This is a genomic window from Polaribacter sp. Q13 (assembly GCF_016858305.2).
GTDB lineage: Bacteria > Bacteroidota > Bacteroidia > Flavobacteriales > Flavobacteriaceae > Polaribacter.
This window is the reverse complement of the sequence record NZ_CP074436.1, coordinates 2,722,393-2,744,562: the sequence shown is the minus strand read 5'-3', so window position 1 is coordinate 2,744,562 and position 22,170 is coordinate 2,722,393. Positions and strand designations below refer to the sequence as shown.

The window sequence follows — 22,170 nt, the reverse complement described above, 5'->3', positions numbered from 1 at the left end:
TATTAATTTTGCTTTCCTAAATTAAATATAATTTAAAATGGTACTTACAGAATTAGATACATTAAGAATGTTTGGAAATGATAGTAAAGAGCGATTAGAAAAAGCGCTTATACATCTTCAAAATGGAAATGGAATTATCTTAATGGATGATGAGGATAGGGAAAATGAAGGAGATTTGGTATTCTCTGCACATCATATGACCAATAATCAAATGGCACTTATGATTCGTAAATGTAGTGGTATTGTTTGTCTTTGTTTACCTAATGAAAAAGCAGATGCATTAGAGCTGCCTTATATGGTAAAAGAAAATACAAGTAGCTACCAAACTCCTTTTACAGTTTCAATTGAAGCCAAGGAAGGCGTTACTACAGGAGTTTCTGCTAAAGATAGGTTAACAACAATAAAAGCTGCGAGTAAAGAAAATGCTACAAGCAATGATTTAGCAAAACCCGGACATATTTTTCCTTTAAGAGCCAAAGACAATGGTGTTTTAGAAAGAAAAGGTCATACGGAAGGAAGCGTAGATTTAATGAAATTAGCGGGTTTAAAACCAGAAGCTGTACTGTGTGAATTAATGAACGATGATGGAACAATGGCGAAAATTGACACCATTTTAGAGTTTGCAAATGAACATAATTTGATAGTACTATCTATACAAGATATTATTCATTATCGTAAATTTGTAAGAGACTACAAATAGATGACAGACAATATAGAGCTCACGAATTTTATAAAAAAGAACATACATATTGATGATGAAGATTTGAAAATTGTGTTGTCTTATTTTAAAGCAATTAAAAAAAAGAAAAACGAAATTTTACTTTCTAATGGGAAAAATAGTCAGGTTAGTTACTTTGTAAAAAAAGGTTGCTTAAGGCTATTTTACATAAATGAGGAAGGAAAAGACGTTACGCGTTATATTGCTTTTGAAAATCAGTTTGCTACAGAATTGGTTAGTTTCATTACTAATGAACCTGCGCAAGAAACGATTCAAGTTATTGAAAATAGTGAACTTCTATACATAACTCATGATGATTTTAGACATCTTATGACCATTGTTCCTAAATGGAAAGATTTTTATAGTATCTATTTAGAAAAGGCATATGTAAATAATTCTAAGAGATTAATCTCATTTACGACACTAGATGCATCAGAAAGATACAAGCAATTATTCAAGATAAATCCTAACATTGTAAAACGTTTACCAAACAAAATTGTAGCTTCTTATATTAATATTTCTCAAGAAACGTTGAGTAGGATAAAATCTAAAATTTAATTATAAAATGTGATCAAAACATGAATTTACGATGTCTTGAACTGCCATATTTTGTTTTGTGGTTGGTTGGTCGTTAAAAGTATTAGAAACTTTACGTATAATCTCATTTGCTTCTAAATTTTTTTAAATTACCTTTCAAAATTGTTAATTTAAGTCATTAAAACAATAATACACACTCTTAAAGCTATGAAGAAACTATCTATTTTATATGGACTCCTTTTTTTTACAATTCTCTTTTTTAGTTGTAGTAATGTTGATGATGAACTTTCTTTAAATGATACTTTTTTTGATGGTGCACAAACATCTGCAACAGATGCACAGTTAGAAGGAAAATGGTCTATTTATCAAATTAAATATGAAAAAAAAATAATTGATGTTCCAGCATCAGTTAAAAATTGTGGAAGGGACTTTTTTAATTTTCAGTCAGCAGAGAGATTTAAAGAATATGTTTTTGTAAATAGTGAATGTACACCACAAATAAGTGAATTAAACTGGTCTTTATCTAATGGAATTATAACATTTAATACTGGTTTAGAAACAGATCAATGGGTTATAACTGAATTAACATCTAATCGTTTGGTTTTTAAACTTCAATTAGATGTTGATTCTGACGGAGAATTAGAAGTTTATCAAACAATATGCAATCGTTACGAACCCCCAACAGAGTTTTATTCTGGTAATTTTTTTTGGGATAGCACAGTAAGCAACCAAGATAAAATATTACTACAATGGGATGAGTATAAAGGTTATAATGAATTTGAAAAGTATGAGATTTATAGATTATCTGAAGGTTGTAATACTAATAACCTTGAGCTAATTACAACCATTACAGATGTTAATGTTGCCACTTTTGTAGACGAAAATCCCCCGGCTATAAATGAAGTTTGTTATCTATTTAAAATACATACAGATAAAGGTCTTCTAGAAAGTATTTCTGCTGTAGCACAAACAGATTATATTAAAGTACCTTCTGTTAATCTTTCTGTTCAAAAGTTAAATAGCGCTACCGTTAATCTTAATTGGGATCAATATGAAGGTTACTACTTTTCTCACTACAAAATAACTGTTCGTAACTACTCCTCAGGTTCTGGAGGTGGATACCAAGAAGAAGAATTAGCTTCTATTGACGATATTAAAACCACAAATTATTCTACAGAACTTCCTTATTTTAATAATCCTGTTTTTGTTATTTCTGTTTATAATATTTTTGGCTCTAGAAATGACTATGTAATTGAAGGTAATAATCAACAAACTACAAATTTTACAAGAGAAGAGATATTACCTGTAAATTCAATAAAATTTTTGGCCTTTTCTCCCGACGAAACAATATTGTACTATTCTGATAATTCTGATTTATACAGATATAATTATGCTACAAATACAGTTGAAAATTCTATTGAACTTAATAGTTCTTCAATTATTTTTATTAAAGTATTTAAATCATCTTTTGGGACTGAAGTAATTGTTAATATAGGTGGCACCATTGCTGTTTATGACGTCAATTTAAATTTTAAATACAATTTAAATCTAGAAGTAGACGTTTTTTTTAGTCCAGATCATCTTATTGTTAATGAAGATGGTTATTGGTTAGCTACTGATAGAGAAAAATTATATTCCTTTGCAAGGACAGGTAATAACTTAAAATTAATTAGTACTAATAATCTATACAACAACGATTTTAGTTCTAGTGAAATTAATATAATTGATTTAGGTGAGAACAGAATATTAGCAGCAAATAGAACAAAATCTCAAAATCTTATTGTCGAAATTAATTCTGATGGAGAATTATCAAGTAATTCTACTTTAGTTGACTTAAATATAACACCTCTATGGAAAAATAACTACCCATTTTCTAAGGCTAAGAGTTATCTTATAAATACAGGAAATAACACTGTATATGATACAAACAATTATAATCTAATATCAACTTTAAACCAAGATTTCTTTCCTACGAATATCAGCAATGATGGTTCGTTAATTTTAGGTACAAATAATAATCCAAATTCTTTTGGAAACTATTTTCATGAAAAGAAAGTTAGAACATTGAGTTATCCTTCGTTTGTTAAACAAGAGTATGAATCAAAAGGGTATCCACATTTTATTTTTCAAAATCATTTAGGACAGTTGATCTCAATTTCTAAAGGATTGGTTGGAGATCTTGATTTTAGTGCAGTAAAAAAAGATATATTTATTGAAGTAATTGAATAAAAAAGATACTTTGTTACAAAGAATAAGGTTAATTGTACATGCTTTTTATAATTAAACAATATTTACATAAAATTAAAAAGTAGATAACAATTAATGTGAGTAAATTTATATAAAAAACTCTCTTAAAATAAAAAGGGGTAAATGAATACATCATTTACCCCTTTTACAATTCATAGCAATTTTTAATTTCCCTTTTCAAAAGATTTAACTATTATAACAATAATATACTATGTAAAAAGATTAATTTTAAATAAAGAATACGCGATACTTTTGCGTATTCTTTATTTTTATAAAATTTATCTCCCTAATATAAATTTTATAATTACTGTTATTTAGAATTTTTTATAGCCATATTACCAATAATTTTTTTTAAACAATTCTACACTCCAAAAACCCAGTATTTAAATACCTTTCGGTTTTTGGATCTACACCTTAATCTCTCATAAAAGCAACATGTACTTTTCCTTTTCATCCATTGGATTAGAAAATATGGTACTAATTATAACAGACAAATCATCAGCAATATATTCGCTTTTCACATTCGTAGAATGTTTAAATTTCAACGCTAGCATATGTAGATTATAATTTTCAAAAATAGAATTGTCAAAAAGACAAACAAAGTCTATTTCAAGGAAAATTGAAAAGAGTTTATGAAAAATTAATTGTAGTAATTTACAATAGATTGAAGGTGTTCTTTAAAATTATCTACCACAGATTTTGGTGAAATAATTTTAATCCATTGGTTAAACTTTAGCATCTCCATTATAAACTCGTAATTTGGTTTGAGTTCAAGTTCAATCGTTCCCCAAATATCAGGATCAGCGTAATCTAACGCCTCTGAATTCCATTTTACAGGCTCAACAATAAGACGCTGACTAGCGTGTATTGGTTTGCTTATCAGGTATTTTAAATGGTGATTGGTAACTTGTAGTATAATTTTCTCTGCTTTTGTTTCATTATTTAAAATACCAATTGCATCTTTAAAATAAGCATTATGATCAAAAGGAATTGCTTCTAATATTTTTCTTTTAAAGATTCTAATTTCCTGTAAACGTTCATCTAAACAAAATGACGTAATTTTAGCATTTACAGGGCAATATGCAAGCAAATACCAGGCTTTATCTTTTTCTTTTAAATGTAAAGGTTGGAAGGCTTTTTTACTAATTTCTTCAAAATGATTATCATCATACCAGCCTTTGTAACTTATATGAATTACATACTTGTTTTCTATGGCATTAATTAGCCCTAACAAATCTAACTTACTATTTAATGAAGATTTTTCTGTAGCTACACAAGAATGATTTTCTGATGCTTTTTTACTTATTAATAAGTGTTCGCATCTATTAAAAATATCTGTAATTTCTTCGGATACATTACCACTTTTAACAAAATATCCATAGCCTCTTTTTAATGAAATATAAACGCCAAACTCCTTTTTAATAAAATCCAAATCTCTATGAACCGTTTTTGGACTGTTGGAATTTAATTTACTTAAAAATTCATTTTCAATAAATTCTGATTGTTTGTCCTGTAGTTTTTGTTGAAGTTCTTTATGCGTTACATAAAAATCATTATCCACACCAAAAGCTTTTGGATTTGTAATAATTTTTAAGATATAGTAGCGCCTTAGAAACTCTGGAGACATTTTAATAATTTAGGCTACAAGATTACAAAAAAAGTTTAATCTTTATACATTCAATTCTATAATAGATACCTGTGCTTTTTAGTAAACAAGATTTTCTTAATACAAAGTGGTTTATTACCGAAAAATTGATTCAGTTACTTGTTGGTATCTTTATTATTCCTAAAATTTTTAATGCACTTGGTGTTTTAAATATTGGGAAACTTAAGTTTGCTGAAACATTTATTGCCTTTTTTGCACCTGTATTATTTTTAGGATTATCTGCAATTTGTATTCGAGAGATCATTTTTAATCCGAAAAAAACAAAAGAAATTTTAGTAACTGCTTTCTACTTGCGTCTTTTTAGCTGGATTTTATTTTTTTTAGGACTTTTAATTTACAATTACTTTTATAATAGTAACGAACTATTTTGGCTTTACTTTTTAATTGGTTTTAGTTATTTTATAAGGATTACAGACGTTTTCGAATATTATTTTTATGCTATTAAAAAAACGAATTATATTTTTATAAGTAAAATTTCAAGCTTATTTTGTATTGTTTTGTTGCAATATTATGGCGTTGAACATCAACTTGGAATTCAATATTTTGCATCACTTTTAATTATTGATTTTTTATTGCAAGGAATTATTTACGGCTTTATTTTTATTACTAAAACGGCTATCAAACTTAAAAATAAATATTTTTCTGTATTGATGGCAAAATATTTACTAAAAAACTCTTATCCTTTAATACTTTCAAATTTATTAGTATCTCTCTACATTTCTATTGATGATTTTATTTTAAAATACTATTTTGGAGATGCTGCAATAGGTCTTTTCGCTACCATTGATTTTTTAGTTATTGCTCTTACCTGGAGTATTGGTTTTTCAATAATTAACGCATTATATCCATCTTTGGCAGAATCTTATAAAACGGATATCAATATATATCAGAAAAAAATAAGTGCTTTGTATAAATACATGCTATTATTAGGAGTTCTAATAGGATTATTTTACTCCTTTTTTGGAACCTCTATTTTAACCACTTTTTTTAATGAAAGTTATGCTTCTATCGCTACGCCGCTAAAAATATTTAGTTGGTCGCCAATATTCATTTTTCTGGGAATGGTTTTTGAAAAACACCTCATCAATAGTAATCAACTTAAAAAAAATGTATATCGATTTATGATAGGTTGTTTTGTAAACTTAATTTTAGGCCTTCTTTTAATTCCTACTTACAAAATAATGGGAGCCGCAATTTCGATGCTTTTTAGCCATTTTATCACCAATTTAGGGTTTATAATTTTTGATGGTAAAAATAGAAATCATTTAAAATTTATTTTTCTTAAATAAGGTTATAATTTCTTAAAATTAAGGAATCTATTTAGTTTTCTAATAAATCAAAGCAGTTTCCAACAAGTATTAATTTGTTTTATTTGGAATTAAATTTAACAAAACAAAAACCAACAAAGCAGGCAACACCCAACCCAAACTATGTTCTGCAAGCGGAATAAAACTTTTAATGCCGGTTAAGTTTTCTCTTGGAATGATAAAGCCTAAAAAATCTGGAATACTAAAGATAAAAGTCACAATTACAACACCTCTAAAAACCAATTTAGAAGCGTATTTTTCTGGTACCACATTTAGTAAAATCAATACAATTGTTATTGGGTAGACAAACATTAATGCAGGCACAGCAACATCAATAATAAAACCAACATCATTACTACCAACAACGATTCCTATAAGCGCACAAACTAAGGCGGTAATTGTATAAGCTATATTAGAATTATTACAGATTCCTCTTACATAATCTGCTGTTCCAGTTATTATACCAATGGCCGTTGTAAAACACGCTAAAGCAACTAAAACACTTAAAAAGGTGGCTCCTAAATGACCTAAAGTTTGTGAACTTAAACCAGATAGAATTTCAATTCTTGTCGCATTTTCTGCAAATGTTGAAGAGAATAAAGATCCGCTTAAAATTAAACCTCCATAGATTAATAATAAACCAGCTCCTGCAATTATTCCTGCCTTGGTAATTAATTCTTTTTTTGCATCAAAAGTTGTGTGGCCACGTAAATTTAAAGAGATAATAATTACGGCTCCAAGAATTACACCTGCAATGGCATCGAATGTTTGATACCCTTCTAATAACCCGTCTACAAAAGGATGTTTAAATCCTGAAGGAGTTATGCTTCCAGGAGAAGTAAAAAAAGCAATTCCTATAGTTGCTAATAGAATAGTGACAATTATTGGTGTTAAAAACTCACCTATTAAGCTAATTATTTTAGAACGATTTACTGCAAATAGAAATACCAAAACAAAATAAATAATACTTGTTACTAGTGCAGACGAATTAAAAAATGGTTGAATTGCTATTTCATGCGTTACGGCAGCAGTTCTTGGAGACGGTATAGCAATGGCAATTATGTAAATTAAAATACAATAAATAGTACTAAAAAGTGGTGAAACTTTTTTGCCGAAATCATACAAAGTTCCTTGTAATCTAGCGTGTGCAAAAATGGCTAAAACGGGAATAACAATTGCTGTTAATACAAATCCTAAAACTACAATCCACCAATCTGGACCTGCTTTTACTCCTAAAGATGTTGGTAAAATTAAATTTCCTGCTCCAAAAAAGAGTGAAAATAATGCAAAACCGGCAACCCAAATTTCTTTTGTTTTATTCAATTTAGTTTACTTTTTTCAAGTTTAAATGATTAAAGTCGAAACTAAAATCTGTAATTGGTGCAATAAATTTCATGGTTGCTCCGGTGGTGTTTCCTTTTTCATCAAAAGAAAATAGTACAAAAACATCGGCATCATAACTTCTATTGTTCCATTTAGCAACGTAGGTTGTTTGGTTGTAAGGTAATAATTCACCAAATAAAGTAGCCGAACGCTCACATTTTATACTGTAAGAGTTTCCATCATTAGAGATGATGATATTTCCAAACCAAGCATCGTTATAAGTACCTACAATTTGATTTGGTTTCGGTAGGCTTTTATCAGCTTTAGCTAATTCTACTTTACTATAAACACTTGCTTTTATACTATCGTTGTATTTTAAATATTTGATATTATTGGTTCCTAATTTTTCTAACCAGTTTCTGTCTTTATAACCTAAATAAGAATCTTTAATGGTATTTGTAACGGTATTAAAAGCACTTCCGTTCATTTGGTTGGTTAACACAACAATTGCCAAATCTAAATCTGGAATCATGGTAAACTGAGTAACGGTACCAATTAAACCACCTGTATGATATACTTGTTTGTATCCGCCTTTTACATCGGTTAAAAACCAACCTAAACCGTAACCTCTAAAATTAGAATTATAAGAATCATTTTTTCTAACTTTTAAAGGAGTTTGTAATTGCCAAAGTTCGTGAAATTGAGTTTCACTTAACAAACGTTTTCCGTTTTCGGTTACACCGTCATTCATTAAAAATTTTGCCCACGTAAGCATGTCGTTTACGTTACTTACAATTCCTCCAGCAGGATTTGCTGTTTCGCTCCAATCGTGCGGAATCTGAATTACTTTACCATCTGCTCGCGTATGTGCATCAATAATATTTGTTCTGTTTGTAACTCTATTGTAAGACGCTTTACTATTTGTCATACCAACAGGTTTCATAATTTTAGTTTCAATAAACTCTTCCCAGGTAAGTCCGCTTATTCGTTTTAAAACTTCACCAGCAATAATAAACATATTGTTGTTGTATTTAAAATCGGTTCTAAATTTACTCGATGGTTTTAAATATTTTATATTCTTGATGATATCTGCCGTAGTAAAATCATTATTTTCTGGTAAAAACATTAAATCTCCAGCCCCTAAATCTAAACCACTTCTGTGCGTTACTAAATCTCTAACTGTAAAATTTTGGGTAATCCAAGCATCGTACATTTCAAATTCCGGAATGTATGTACGCACTTTATCATCCCAATCTAGTTTTCCTTCATCTACCATCATTGCCAAAGCAAAACAAGTAAACCCTTTACTGTTAGAAGCAATGCCAACCAAAGTATTTTCATTCATGTCTTTTTTAGTGGTTAAAGAACGAACTCCGTGTCCTTTAGCATATACTATTTTCCCATCTTTTAAAATTCCGACAGAAATACCCGGAACATCAAAAGTTTTTAAGGTTTTTTCTATTAGATTATCTAGTTTTTTTTCTGGTATTTGTGCGTTTAATGTTAATGAAATAACGAAAAGTACAAGAAGAGTTACTTTTTTTAAAAACATAGGATTTGTGGTGTTAAATTCAGTTCAAATATAGTAAATACTTTATGATGTTTATCGATTGTAAAAACGAATCAAATACTATCTTTGTTAAGATGATTTTAGACTATAAAAACGCAAATATTTTTTATACAGATCAAGGAAAAGGAACTGCTGTAGTTCTTATTCATGGTTTTTTAGAGAATTCCACTATGTGGGATAAAATTGTTCCTGAACTCACTAAAAGAAACCGAGTAATTACTATTGATCTATTAGGTCATGGAAAGTCTGATTGTTTAGGCTATGTCCATTCTATGGGGTTATTTGCAGAAACTGTAGAAGCTGTTTTAAAGCATTTAAAAATCAGAAAATATATTTTGGTTGGCCATTCTCTAGGAGGTTATATTTCTTTAGCTTTTGCCAAAATTAATCCTTCTAAAATAAAAGGATTGTGCTTGTTAAATTCAACTTCTAATGAAGATTCTGAAGAACGAAAAAAAATAAGAATTAGAGCAAATAAAATGGTTCAAAATAATTTTGAATCTATGGTGAAAATGTCGATTTCAAATTTATTTAATCAAGAGAATTTATTAAAATTTAATAAAGAAATTGAAGCTGTAAAAAAAGAAGCTTTACAAACCTCTTTGCAAGGTTATGTTGCTGCGAATGAAGGAATGAAAAATCGTGAGAACTTAAATCAATTTTTAAAAGAAAGTAATTTTAGAAAGTTGATTATTGTTGGAGAGAAAGATCTTGTTTTAGATTTAGATTCTTCTAAAAAAGAGGCTAACAAAACAAATTCTGAGTTAATTGTTTTTCCTGACGGACATATGAGTCATATTGAAAATAAGATTGCACTGATTTCTACCTTAAAAAAATTTATAAAAAGCTGCTAATTTTAACCTTTATTTTATCATTTACTGTAATTTTATAAGAATTTGTTCGACTATCTTTAAAAATCAATCGAATGAAACATTTTCTACTATTCCTTTTTTTAGGGGCTTCCACTCTTTTATCTGCTCAACAAATAGATTATAACACTAAAAAAGGTTTTGTGGCGGATGGCTATGATGTGGTCTCTTACTTTGTAGATCATAAACCGGTAGAAGGTAAAAAGAAATTTATAACGACTTATGATGGTGCTAAATTTCAATTTTCTTCAGAAAACAATTTAAAGATGTTTACGGGAAATCCTAAAAAATACATCCCACAATGTGGTGGTTTTTGTGCTTATGCAATTGCTACTAGAAATGAAAGAAAAGAGATAGACCCAGAAACTTTTGAAATTAGAGATGGTAAATTATATTTATTTTACAATAAATGGTTTTCAAATAAACTAGAAAGTTGGTTAGAAGAAGATACAGCAAAACTTCAAAAAGATGCAGCTAATAATTGGGCAAAATTAAAGAACAAAAAAAACTAAAATGAAAAAAATTTCAATTCTTTTTTTATTGATTTCATTCACCGCCTTTGCACAAAAAAATAATTATAATACTAAAAAAGGTTACGTAGTAGAAGGTTATGATGTGGTTTCTTATTTCGATAATATTGCAGAGAAAGGAAATAAAAAGTTTGTAACAAATTACGATGGTGTGCAATTTAAGTTTGTATCTAAAGAAAATTTAGAAATTTTCAATAAATCACCTAAAAAATATATTCCTGCTTATGGAGGTTATTGTGCATACGCCATTGGGGTAAAAGGAGAAAAGGTTTCTATAGATCCGGAAACTTTTGAGGTTAGAGATGGAAAATTATATTTATTTTACAATTCTTGGGGGATAAATACCTTAGAATTATGGCAAAAAGAAGGGGCAGAGATGCTAAGAGATAAAGCAGATAAAAACTGGTTAACAATTAATGAATAATGAAGATTGAAAGCAATATCGGGGGATGTTGTGAATGTTGTAGCAAAAAAAAGAGCTGAATTTATTCAGCTCTTTTTTATATTTATCTCTTATGTCATTTTGAAATGAGCATTTTTAGCGATTTAGAAATTTCTTTGGCTAGCGCTTTTACTTTCCGTCAAAATTACTTTAAAATTTAGTAATGTTTGGAAATAGAATCTAAATAGATTCGTGTTTTATTCAACAACTAGTAGATAATATGTTTTTTTACCACGTTGTAATAACACATATTTATTTGCAATTAAATCTTCTTTCGTAATAGAATAATCTTCTTTTACTTTTTCTTTATTTACAGAAATTGCATTTTCCTTTAATGCTCTTCTAGCGTCTCCGTTAGATTTTAAGAAGTCTGTTTTAGCTGCTAATGCACCAATCATATCTAAACCCTCCTCAATATCTGTAGTAGATACTGTTGCTTGTGGTACGCCATCAAAAACATCTAAAAATGTTTGTTCATCTAAAGACTTTAAATCAGAAGCCGTAGATTTACCAAATAAAATATTAGAAGCTTTTAAAGCATTTTCATAAGCTTCTTTACCATGTGTTAAAATAGTAACTTCTTCCCCTAATTTTTTCTGTAACAAACGTAAATGCGGATTTTCTTTATGCTCAGCAATTAAGTTTTCTACAGTTTCTTTGTCTAAAAATGTAAACTTTTTAATAAAGTTCTCTGCATCTTCATCCGAAGAGTTTAACCAATATTGGTAGTATTTGTATGGAGAAGTTCTATCTGTATTTAACCAAACATTTCCGCCTTCTGTTTTACCAAATTTGGTTCCGTCTGCTTTTGTTACTAAAGGAACGGTAATTGCGTATGCTTTTCCTTGTGCTTTTCTACGAATTAATTCTGTACCTGTGGTAATATTTCCCCACTGATCTGAACCACCCATTTGCAGTCTACAATTTTTTTCTTGGTATAAGTGATAAAAATCGTACCCTTGAAATAATTGATATGTAAATTCGGTAAAACTCATACCAACAGAAGATTCAGAACTCAAACGTTTCTTCACAGAATCTTTAGCCATCATGTAGTTTACAGTAATGTGTTTCCCTGTATCTCTTACAAAATCGATTAATGAAATATCTTTCATCCAATCGTAATTGTTTACCAATTCTGCTTTGTTTTCTGCAGCAGCATCAAAGTCTAAAAAACGTTCTAGATTTTCTCTAACACCAGCAACATTTTTTGCCAAAGTAGCTTCATCTAACAAATTACGTTCAGCAGATTTTCCAGAAGGATCACCAACCATACCAGTTGCTCCACCAATTAATGCAATAGGATTATGACCTGCATTTTGAAAGTGTTTTAAAATGAAAATTTGCACCAAACTACCAATATGTAGTGAGTCTGCAGTTGGGTCAAAACCAATATAACCGGCTGTTTTATTTTTTAATAAATAGTCTTCTGTATCTGGCATAATATCATGCAATAATCCACGCCAGCGTAATTCTTCAACAAAATTTGTCATTATAAGTCTAAATTAATTCAATTCATAATACGAATGTCAAATTGAGCTTGTCGAAGTTTTTGTGTATTGATATAATAAAATATCAATTTCGATAAGCTAAATCTGACATCTTTTAGCAATTAATCATTTGCTATTTTCATTGTGCAAAGATAAACTTATCAATGAAAAAATCATAAATTCGCCGTATGATTTTAGTTACCGGAGGAACAGGTTTAGTAGGCGCACATTTGTTGTATCATTTAGTTAAGAATGATGAAAAAATACGTGCTATTTACCGTTCTGAAGAAAAAATAAAATTGGTTGAGAAAGTTTTTTCTTTTTATTCGGACGATGTTACTCTAATTTCTAAAATAGAATGGTTTAAGGCAGATATTACAGAGGTTCCAGCAATGATACCTGCTTTTATGGGCATTAATAAAGTGTATCACTGTGCTGCGCTAGTTTCTTTTAATCCGAAAGATTATAGGCAAATGAGAAAAACTAATATTTATGGTACAGCTAATGTTGTAAATCTTTCTATTGATGCAAAAGTTAGTAAAATTTGTTTTGTAGGCTCTATTGCTTCTGTGGGAGATTCTCTTAACGGAAGCCTTATTAACGAAGAAAATGAGTGGAACCCCGAAACGGATAATAGTGGGTACTCAATTACCAAGTTTGGTGCAGAAATGGAGGTTTGGCGGGCGAGCCAAGAAGGAGTAGATGTGGTTATTGTAAACCCTGGTGTTATTTTAGGGAGTGGTTTTTTTACAGCTGGTTCAGGTAAATTATTTTCTAAGATGTATAACGGATTCAAATATTATACAGAAGGAATTACTGGTTTTGTTGGAGTGAAAGATGTTGTGGAAGTAATGATAAAATTGACGGATTCTAGTATTAAAAATGAACGTTTTATTTTAGTATCAGAAAATAAATCTTTTAAAGATGTTTTTTATTCTATGGCAGATGCTTTTGGTAAAAAAAGACCTTTTATAAAAATAAAGCCTTGGCAAACGGCTGTTTCTTGGAGGATTTCTCGGTTATTATCTTTAGTTACAGGAAGAGAGCCTTTATTAAGTAAATATTCAGCCAGAAGTGCACATTCAATTTCTAAATATTCAGCAGAAAAAATTGAAAGAAGTTTGTCTTTTCAGTTTGAAAAAATTGATGTTGTAATTAAAAAGGTATGCGAAAAATATGTTAATTCTTCTTTTTAAGCATCTTTTTACTAGGCTCTAAATCTTGTTTAGTTATTTCTAAAGTGTCTATTTCTTTCAGTTTTAAAGAAGATTTTATAGAATCTCTTCTAATAGAATCTTTTTGCTTGCTTAAGTTACTATAAAAATCTTTTTGTTTTACTAGGTTCTTTTTAACATCAGTAAATATTTCTTCATATAAGTCTATTTTTGAAATATAGTAGAAATTACTTTTTTGAAAACGAAGGCTATCAATTTTATATTTCTCATAAATAAAAGGCATGTAATTAATCTTCTTTTGCTCGTTTATGTTTTTTACATATTTCGCAGAAGAAGCAATCATCATATCTCCAAGCAATAGCGTCATGGTATCTCTAGGAATGAGGTCTTCTGGTTTTTTAAAAATGGTGTTACTTGTGCAAGAAACCAAGAAAGTAAGAATCAATAAATAACTTAATTTTTTCATATTAACGATTAAAAGTTAAGCGTTTACCTTTAATATCATCATTAAACACACCTTCATTATAAATTAAATTTCCATTTACAAAAGTATGAGAAATTGTTGATGAAAAAGTAGTGCCTTCAAAAGGAGACCATCCACATTTATAAAGGATATTATCTTTAGAAACTGTTTGTGGTTTGTTGGTGTCAATTAAAACGATATCTGCAAAATATCCTTCTTTTATAAAGCCACGTTTTTTAATTTGGAATAATTTAGCGGGATTATGGCTCATTTTTTCAACTAATTTTTCAATAGGAATAACACCTTCTTTTACTTTTTCTAAAAGTGCAATAACTGCATGTTGCACTAAAGGTCCTCCACTTGGAGCTTTTGTATACACATTTGTTTTTTCTTCTAAAGTATGAGGCGCATGGTCTGTTGCTAAAACATCAATTCTGTCGTCTAGTAATGCTTCCCATAAGCCAAGTCTGTCTTTTTCTGTTTTTACTGCCGGATTCCATTTAATATGTGTTCCTTTATCTGCGTAATCTTTATCTGAAAACCATAAATGATGCACACAAACTTCTGCGGTAATTTGTTTTTCTTCTAACGGAATATCATTTCTAAAAAGTTTGGTTTCTTTAGCTGTTGATACATGAAAAATATGCAATCTTGCACCCGTTTTCTTTGCCAATTCAATTGCTTTAGAAGATGATAAATAACAAGCCTCCTCACTTCTAATAATTGGATGGTATTTTACAGGAATATCATCACCATATTTGTCTATAAATTCTTGTGTATTTTTTCTAATCGTAGCTTCATCTTCACAATGCACAGAAATAATCATTTTTGTTGATGAAAATATTTTTTCTAGAATTTCTTCGTTATCAACCAACATATTTCCTGTAGAAGAACCCAAGAATAATTTAATTCCGGCTACTTTTTTAGGATCTGTTTTTAATAATTCTTCTAAATTATCGTTGGTACCACCAAACATAAAAGAATAGTTTGCGTAAGAATCGTTGGCTGCAATTTTAAATTTATCTTCTAATAAATCTTGTGTGGTAGCTTGTGGTACGGTGTTTGGCATTTCTATAAAAGTAGTTATTCCACCAGCAACGGCAGCTCTACTTTCTGTTGCAATATTTGCTTTGTGAGTTAAACCAGGCTCTCTAAAATGAACTTGGTCATCTATAAAGCCAGGAATTAAATATTTACCTTCAGCATCAATAACCACAACATTTTTAGTTGCTTTTATATCTTTAGCGACTTCCTTTATAATTTCGTTTTCAATTAAAACATCTCCTTTAAAGGTTTTGTTTTCATTAACGATAGTTGCATTTTTTATTAAAGTAGATTTTGCCATTTTTATAATTGTTTAACCGCAAAGACCTAATGGTTTTTGCAAAGTTATAAAGTGTATTTTTTTTATTTTTTTACTATTTCTAACTACTAAAAGTTTTTTATATGTCCATTCTCATGTTTACCAAACTCTTTATAAAACCAAAGCGTTCATAAGATTTTGTAGCTCCAGAATTTCCAACATAAACATCTAACCTTAATTCTTTTAACTCTTTTTTCGTTGCCCACCTTTTTAAGGATTCTAAAATTAAAGTACTAACTCGGTTTCCTCTAAAAGATGGTTTTACAAATATAAAACCAATATAACCATGTTTTGGGTTTTTATGATAATGTTTAGAGTTTTCTATTCTAAGGTAACCAGAAGCAATGATTTCATTATTAGCAACGGCAACAATGAAATGAATGTTTTTATTAGAAATTAATTCAGGAATATTGTAATAAAATAACTCTCCGTCACCCAAAAAAGGGTCCAAAGGTCTTTCTGCTGTTATAACTCCTTGTTCAAACTCTAATAATATTTTTAAGTCTTCAAGATTAGCAGTTCTAATAGAAATTTCATTCATGGAAAAACTATTTAGGCAAGCCTTTTAACTTCATTTTTATCACTCCAAATAAAGCTTCAGAAATTATATTTCCACTCATCTTAGAGGTTCCTAAAGTTCTATCTGTAAAAACGACTGATACTTCTTTAATTTTAAAACCATGTTTCCATGCTTTAAATTTCATTTCTATCTGAAAAGCATATCCTATAAACTTTATTTTGTCTAAGTGTATTTTTTCTAATACTTCTCTTTTCCAACAAACAAAACCGGCAGTGGTATCAAACAGCGGAATTCTAGTTATAAAACGTACATATTTTGAAGCAAAATAAGAAAGTAACAATCTTTTCATGTCCCAATTAACAACGTTTACTTGATTATTTACATATCTAGAACCTACAGAAACATCACCACCATCTTTTTTACAGGCGTTATATAGGCGAATTAAATCTTTTGGATTGTGAGAAAAATCTGCATCCATTTCTATGATGTAATCATACTTTTTAGAAATGGCCCATTTAAAACCATGAATGTATGCTGTTCCTAAACCGTTTTTACCCAATCTTTTTTCTAAAAAAAGTCGATTTGGAAATTCTGAAATCAATTTCTCTACAATTTCGGAGGTTCCATCAGGAGAATCATCATCAACCACCAAAATATGAAATTCTTTTTCTTGGTTAAAGGTAGCTCTAATGATAACTTCTATGTTCTCTTTTTCATTATAAGTAGGTATAATGACTAACACATCTGACATAAATAAAATTTCATATGGTAAGTAGACAAATATACATTATTTAATTACTAATTTTGTGTTAATCTTATCAAAACAAAAATACGTGCAGGCAATAGATAGAGTTATAATTGATGACAGTTGGATTACCATTTTATTGGTATGTTTGTATGCCTGTATTTTTCTATTAAGAGGATTGAGTGTTGTAAGATTAAAAGGTAGTATTTATTCTTTACTAAATAATAATTTTATTGAAACTGAAATGGAAGAGAATACTTCTTTTTTTAACTCTTTTAAAAATGTAATTTTTGTTTTTTCGATATCAGTACTTTCTTTGTTTACTTATAAAATTTATTTGCATTATAATTCTTCGGCGGTTCAAGGATTTTATACTTTTTTAAATATTTTAGGTGTAGTTTTTTCTTATTTTCTTATTAAAAGGTTGTTAGAACTTATACTTTCTAATGTATTTATGATAACTAAAAAGGTAGAATTCTTTTTAGTTTCTAAGTCTATATATTTGTATTCTATTTCATTTTTCCTACTGATAGCTATTGTTTTAGAAGAATATTCTCAATTAGATATTCGTTTTTTACTTTATTTTTCAATGGTATTATTTTTAATTCGTTTTATATTCCATGCCGTAAGTAATAAAAAGCTGATTTTTAGTGAGTTGTTTTATTTTATTTTGTACCTTTGCGCCTTCGAAATAGCGCCGCTATTTATACTGTTTAGATTGCTGTTTTAACTACAAAAAAGAAAGCATATGAAAGTGAAAACGATTTTAGTATCGCAACCAGAACCAAAGACAGAAACTTCCCCTTATTTTGACCTGTCTGATAAACAAAAAGTAAAGATAGATTTTAGACCTTTTATTCATGTAGAAGGTATATCTGTTAAAGAAGTAAGAGGAGAAAAAGTAGATTTACATAATTTTACAGCTATTATTTTAACAAGTAGAAATGCTGTAGATCATTTCTTTAGAATTGCAGAAGAAATGCGTTTTAAAGTGCCAGATGCAATGAAATACTTTTGTCAGTCTGAGGCTGTAGCTTATTACTTGCAAAAATATGTAGTGTACAGAAAACGTAAAATTTATGTTGGTACTAGGTCTTTTCTTGATTTAACAAAATTAATTAAGAAGCATAAAACGGAAAAGTTCTTATTGCCAAGTTCAGATAAACTAAAACCTTTAATTCCTGAAGAATTAGATAAGTTAGGAATCAATTGGAAACGATTAGATTTATATAGAACTGTAGTTAGTGATTTATCTGATTTAGAAAATGTTGTCTATGACGTTTTGGTGTTTTTTAGCCCATCTGGAATAGACTCTTTATTTAAGAATTTTCCAGAATTTCAACAAAAAGATACTAGAATTGCTGTATTTGGAAATTCTACAGTTAAAGCAGCTACAGAAGCAGGTTTAAAGTGCGATATAACAGCACCTTCACCAGAAACACCTTCTATGACAATGGCATTAGATAATTACATTAAAGTAGCAAATAAGAAATAAGTAATTTTAATCTAGCTTTAGAATAATTATTACAAAATCAATAAAAAACCGAACATTTCTGTTCGGTTTTTTTGATTTATATAGATTATATTTATTCGGTTTTGAAACCCAATTTTATTGTGGGTTTGGTATTTTTTAGATACCTTCAATCAGATTATATAATAAATAGAAAATTTAATAATATGGCTAAAAAATTGATAACATTTGGTGAAGTAATGATGCGTTTATCACCACCAGGATATACCATGTTTTCTCAAGCAACTTCATTCGATTTAGTCTATGGAGGTGGAGAAGCTAATGTAGCAATATCATGTGGTTATTTGGGTATGGATGCAGCTCATGTAACACGTTTTCCAGATAATGCACTTGGTAAAGCGGCTACTCAATTTTTAAGAAAACATTGGTTAGGTACCAAAAATGTTATTTATGGTGATAATATGTTAGGTATCTATTTTTTAGAAAAAGGGGCAGTACATAGATCAAGTGAAGTAATTTATGAAAGAGAAGGATCTGCTTTTTCTTTAATTCAGCCGCATATGGTTAATTGGGAAGAAGTGCTAGAAGGAGCAGACTGGTTTCATTGGACAGGGATTACGCCAGCCATTTCAGAAGGTGCTGCACTATGTTGTTTAGAAGCTATTAAAACAGCCAATAGAATGGGGGTTAAGGTTTCTGGTGACATCAATTCACGTCAAAATATGTGGAAATATGGTAAAACCATGCAAGAAGTAATGCCAGAATTGGTGAAAAATACAGACATTGTTCTTAGTAGTAATCGTGGTATTTATGAAATTTTTGGTCTTGGAGAATTAGGTGGTGGTTTTAGTGCATCTGCTAAATTGTTAATGGAAAAATATCCAAGAATAGAAAAAGTTATTGGAAAAACTAGAAAATCTATTAGCGCTTCTCATCAAGAAATACAAGGTAAAATGTGGAACGGTAAAGAGTTTATAAAGGCAGATAAGTTAGATATTACACACGTTATAGATCGTGTTGGTACTGGAGATGCCTTTGCTTCTGGTATTATTTATGGTTTGTTACACTACGATAATGATATGGATGCCTTAAATTTCGCAACAGCTGCTTGTGCTTTAAAACATACCGTTTTGGGGGACGTAAATATGGTTTCTGTAGAAAATGTTACTAGTTTAATGGGCGGAAATACATCTGGTAAAATAAAGAGATAGTTTTTTATTTTTAGAAGCTATTTCCTGCTTTCCGTTATATCTTTTTGTAAAAAACAAAAAGGATGTCACTGCAATCAGGGCTAAGCTTGTTTGCAAACAAATAGCATTAATTGAATTTTGTTCTTCATTAGATGTAAAATATTGTTAGGTCTTTTGGGCTTTTAAAGTTTGAAGGGTCTTTTTTTACAATTAGTTTATAGAAAATAAATGATCTTGGTAACTTTAAACAAATAGAATTAATAAATGAATACTGAAAAACAAAAAATGCTCTCTGGCCAATTGTATGACGCTTCAGATCTTGAACTGATTAAAGAACGTTTAGAGGCAAGATTATTGTTAAAAGAGCTAAATGATTTACCCGAAGATAAAGCGGAAACAAAAAAGATTATTTTAAATAAATTAGTTCCAAATAAAGGTAAAAACCTTTTTATACAAACCCCATTTTATTGCGATTATGGCTACAATATAATTACAGGAGACAATGTGTATTTTAATTTTAATTGCGTGGTTTTAGATGTTATGCCTGTTAAAATTGGCTCCAGAACATTAATTGGTCCAAATGTGCAATTATACACAGCAACACACCCTGTAAACCATAAAGAAAGAGCCTCCGGACTCGAATTAGCAAAACCAATACTTATAGGAGAAGATGTTTGGCTTGGAGGAAGTACGGTAGTTTGTCCTGGTGTACATATTGGAGACAGAACCGTAATTGGAGCAGGAAGTGTAGTTACTAAAAATATACCTGCAGATGTTTTTGCCGCAGGAAATCCTTGTAAAGTAATTCGGAAACTTGAAATCTAGATAATTTGTTTTTTTAGAAGTAAAATATTCAGACTCTTCAGGTTTCTAAAACCTGAATGGTCTTTTTATGGATGATAAAATAAAAACTACGCAAACAAAGTAGCAAAAGCTTCTTCAATCTTACCAACTAAAACCAAACGAATTCCGTGGTTTTTAGAAGAAATCTTATTGTATTTAGAAGCTACTAACGTTTTATATCCTAATTTTTCTGCTTCGGTAATTCTTTGGTCTATTTTAGAAACCGGTCTTATTTCTCCTGCCAAACCAACTTCTGCAGCAAAACAAACATTTGGGTTTATGGCAACATCTTGGTTAGAAGATAAAATGGCAGCCACAACTGCTAAATCTATTGCAGGATCGTCTACATTTATGCCTCCGGTAATATTTAAAAAGACATCTTTTGCACCTAATTTAAAACCAGCTCTTTTTTCTAGAACTGCTAGAATCATGTTTAAACGTTTTAAATTATAACCGGTTGTAGAACGCTGAGGTGTTCCGTAAACAGCTGTAGAAACCAACGCTTGTACTTCTATCATTAAAGGTCTAATTCCTTCTAAGGTAGACGCAATTGCAGTTCCGCTTAAATCTGCATCCTTTTTAGAAATTAAAATTTCAGACGGATTAGATATTTCTCTTAATCCAGTGGAAAGCATTTCGTAAATACCTAATTCTGAGGTAGAGCCAAATCTGTTTTTTTGAGATCTTAAAATTCTATAGGTATGATTTCTGTCTCCTTCAAATTGTAAAACAACATCTACCATGTGTTCTAAAATTTTTGGTCCAGCAATGTTTCCGTCTTTGTTAATGTGTCCAATTAATAAAACCGGAGTTGCAGTTTCCTTAGCGTATTTTATCAATTCGGCAGCAGTTTCTCTAATTTGAGAAATTGTACCAGGAGAAGCTTCTATAGAAGTTGTGTGTAATGTTTGTATAGAATCTATAACCAAAACATCGGGTTCTGTTTCTTCAATGTTTTTGAAGATGTTTTGTGTGTTCGTTTCTGTAAGAATTAAGCAATTAGAGTTGTTAGCTTCTAGTCTTTCTGCTCTCATTTTTATCTGAGACTGACTTTCCTCACCAGAAACATACAATACTTTTTGTTTGATATTTAAAGCAACTTGCAATAATAAAGTCGATTTTCCAATTCCTGGTTCACCACCTAAAAGTGTTACCGAACCTTTTACCAATCCGCCACCTAATACAGTGTCTAACTCGTTATTATTGGTAACGATTCTTTCTTCTGGGTTTAACTGAATGTCAGCAACTTTTAAGGGTTTGTTTATGGTTTGTTTTGCAGTTGTAGATTGTTTCCAAACTCGTTTTTCTTCTTTTTGTATTACTTCTTCTACAATGGTATTCCATTCTTTACAAGCACCACATTGTCCTACCCATTTTGCATGTTGGGTTCCGCAATTCTGACAGAAAAAAGTTGTTTTGGTTTTGGCCATTTTTTTTAAGAAGTTACAAAGTTTTAGAGAAACAAAGTTACAACGTTATCTTGTGACTTTTAAGATGTTTTTAGTGTAATATAATGGCTTCTATTTGGGTAATTCTCGACTTGTATGAAGAATAGCGTGAATGTAAATCGTATTTTTTTCTAAAGTATAGTGAATTTCATACCGAAACTTTTTTGTAAATATAATTCAACACTTAAGTTTTCTGTTTTGGTTTCATACCAAGCTAAAACTTCTAAAAGTTCTTGTTCTGCTTCAGGTTTAATGA

The 22,170-nt window shown here is 29.6% G+C and carries 21 protein-coding genes; 12 read left to right on the top strand and 9 right to left on the bottom strand.

The window, feature by feature from the left end:
- The first annotated feature begins 37 nt into the window (after positions 1-37).
- From ribB to JOP69_RS11350, 3 genes are all read left to right on the top strand, one after another.
- The gene (gene ribB, locus JOP69_RS11360) at positions 38-700 is read left to right on the top strand and encodes a 3,4-dihydroxy-2-butanone-4-phosphate synthase (protein ID WP_203392709.1); all 663 of its coding nucleotides are present in this window, start codon (positions 38-40) and stop codon (positions 698-700) included.
- Positions 701-1,276, top strand: coding sequence for a Crp/Fnr family transcriptional regulator (locus tag JOP69_RS11355; protein ID WP_203392708.1), 576 nt, complete (start codon positions 701-703; stop codon positions 1,274-1,276).
- Positions 1,277-1,462: 186 nt separating this feature from the next.
- Positions 1,463-3,484: a hypothetical protein gene (locus JOP69_RS11350; RefSeq protein WP_203392707.1), complete on the top strand. Its 2,022-nt coding sequence runs from the start codon at positions 1,463-1,465 to the stop codon at positions 3,482-3,484.
- Between the two features lie 658 nt (positions 3,485-4,142).
- On the opposite strand, the gene JOP69_RS11345 is transcribed toward JOP69_RS11350, so the two are convergent.
- A complete protein-coding gene (locus JOP69_RS11345) occupies positions 4,143-5,129 on the bottom strand; it encodes a YafY family protein (RefSeq protein WP_203392706.1) in 987 nt (328 codons plus the stop codon).
- 71 nt (positions 5,130-5,200) lie between these two features.
- Here JOP69_RS11345 and JOP69_RS11340 point away from each other — a divergent pair, with 71 nt between their 5' ends.
- Complete coding sequence (locus JOP69_RS11340) at positions 5,201-6,457, top strand: flippase (protein ID WP_302850176.1); 1,257 nt, start codon at positions 5,201-5,203, stop codon at positions 6,455-6,457.
- A gap of 69 nt (positions 6,458-6,526) precedes the next feature.
- Here the strand turns inward: JOP69_RS11340 and brnQ are convergent, their stop codons facing one another.
- Entirely contained in the window at positions 6,527-7,798 is a 1,272-nt protein-coding gene (brnQ, locus tag JOP69_RS11335; RefSeq protein ID WP_203392704.1) for a branched-chain amino acid transport system II carrier protein, read from the bottom strand.
- 1 nt (position 7,799) lies between these two features.
- Positions 7,800-9,350: a serine hydrolase gene (locus JOP69_RS11330; RefSeq protein WP_203392703.1), complete on the bottom strand. Its 1,551-nt coding sequence runs from the start codon at positions 9,348-9,350 to the stop codon at positions 7,800-7,802.
- Between the two features lie 92 nt (positions 9,351-9,442).
- Here JOP69_RS11330 and JOP69_RS11325 point away from each other — a divergent pair, with 92 nt between their 5' ends.
- The 3 genes from JOP69_RS11325 (at position 9,443) to JOP69_RS11315 (ending at position 11,191) form a co-directional block, all read left to right on the top strand.
- Complete coding sequence (locus JOP69_RS11325) at positions 9,443-10,222, top strand: alpha/beta fold hydrolase (protein ID WP_203392702.1); 780 nt, start codon at positions 9,443-9,445, stop codon at positions 10,220-10,222.
- A gap of 71 nt (positions 10,223-10,293) precedes the next feature.
- Complete coding sequence (locus JOP69_RS11320; RefSeq protein ID WP_203392701.1) at positions 10,294-10,749, top strand: YHS domain-containing (seleno)protein; 456 nt, start codon at positions 10,294-10,296, stop codon at positions 10,747-10,749.
- 1 nt (position 10,750) lies between these two features.
- Positions 10,751-11,191 (top strand): YHS domain-containing (seleno)protein, encoded by a 441-nt coding sequence (locus JOP69_RS11315; RefSeq protein WP_203392700.1) that lies wholly within the window; start codon positions 10,751-10,753, stop codon positions 11,189-11,191.
- Positions 11,192-11,406: 215 nt separating this feature from the next.
- Here JOP69_RS11315 and tyrS read toward each other — a convergent pair whose 3' ends face one another.
- Entirely contained in the window at positions 11,407-12,699 is a 1,293-nt protein-coding gene (tyrS, locus tag JOP69_RS11310; RefSeq protein ID WP_203392699.1) for a tyrosine--tRNA ligase, read from the bottom strand.
- A gap of 185 nt (positions 12,700-12,884) precedes the next feature.
- On the opposite strand from tyrS, the gene JOP69_RS11305 reads away from it, so the two are divergent.
- Positions 12,885-13,892, top strand: coding sequence for an NAD-dependent epimerase/dehydratase family protein (locus tag JOP69_RS11305; protein ID WP_203392698.1), 1,008 nt, complete (start codon positions 12,885-12,887; stop codon positions 13,890-13,892).
- On the opposite strand, the gene JOP69_RS11300 is transcribed toward JOP69_RS11305, so the two are convergent.
- The 4 genes from JOP69_RS11300 to JOP69_RS11285 all read right to left on the bottom strand — a co-directional run bounded on the left by JOP69_RS11300 (position 13,876) and on the right by JOP69_RS11285 (position 16,968).
- The gene (locus JOP69_RS11300) at positions 13,876-14,337 is read right to left on the bottom strand and encodes a DUF4296 domain-containing protein (RefSeq protein WP_203392697.1); all 462 of its coding nucleotides are present in this window, start codon (positions 14,335-14,337) and stop codon (positions 13,876-13,878) included. The genes JOP69_RS11305 and JOP69_RS11300 overlap by 17 nt on opposite strands.
- Before the next feature lies 1 nt (position 14,338).
- Complete coding sequence (locus JOP69_RS11295; protein WP_203392696.1) at positions 14,339-15,679, bottom strand: dihydroorotase; 1,341 nt, start codon at positions 15,677-15,679, stop codon at positions 14,339-14,341.
- Between the two features lie 97 nt (positions 15,680-15,776).
- Positions 15,777-16,238, bottom strand: coding sequence for a GNAT family N-acetyltransferase (locus JOP69_RS11290; protein ID WP_203392695.1), 462 nt, complete (start codon positions 16,236-16,238; stop codon positions 15,777-15,779).
- Positions 16,239-16,245: 7 nt separating this feature from the next.
- A complete protein-coding gene (locus JOP69_RS11285) occupies positions 16,246-16,968 on the bottom strand; it encodes a polyprenol monophosphomannose synthase (protein ID WP_203392694.1) in 723 nt (240 codons plus the stop codon).
- A gap of 55 nt (positions 16,969-17,023) precedes the next feature.
- Between JOP69_RS11285 and JOP69_RS18830 the strand changes: the two genes are divergently transcribed.
- The 4 genes from JOP69_RS18830 to JOP69_RS11265 all read left to right on the top strand — a co-directional run bounded on the left by JOP69_RS18830 (position 17,024) and on the right by JOP69_RS11265 (position 20,448).
- Positions 17,024-17,692 (top strand): DUF4271 domain-containing protein, encoded by a 669-nt coding sequence (locus JOP69_RS18830; protein WP_368377883.1) that lies wholly within the window; start codon positions 17,024-17,026, stop codon positions 17,690-17,692.
- An 18-nt stretch (positions 17,693-17,710) separates the two neighbouring features.
- Positions 17,711-18,457, top strand: a complete 747-nt coding sequence (locus JOP69_RS11275) for a uroporphyrinogen-III synthase (protein ID WP_203392692.1) — start codon at positions 17,711-17,713, stop codon at positions 18,455-18,457.
- 182 nt (positions 18,458-18,639) lie between these two features.
- Positions 18,640-19,644 carry a sugar kinase gene (locus tag JOP69_RS11270; protein WP_203392691.1) on the top strand — a complete coding sequence of 335 codons (1,005 nt, stop codon included), beginning with the start codon at positions 18,640-18,642 and terminating at the stop codon, positions 19,642-19,644.
- Positions 19,645-19,887: 243 nt separating this feature from the next.
- Positions 19,888-20,448: a sugar O-acetyltransferase gene (locus JOP69_RS11265; protein ID WP_203392690.1), complete on the top strand. Its 561-nt coding sequence runs from the start codon at positions 19,888-19,890 to the stop codon at positions 20,446-20,448.
- Between the two features lie 86 nt (positions 20,449-20,534).
- Here JOP69_RS11265 and radA read toward each other — a convergent pair whose 3' ends face one another.
- Complete coding sequence (gene radA / locus JOP69_RS11260) at positions 20,535-21,896, bottom strand: DNA repair protein RadA (protein ID WP_203392689.1); 1,362 nt, start codon at positions 21,894-21,896, stop codon at positions 20,535-20,537.
- Positions 21,897-22,170: the final 274 nt, after the last annotated feature.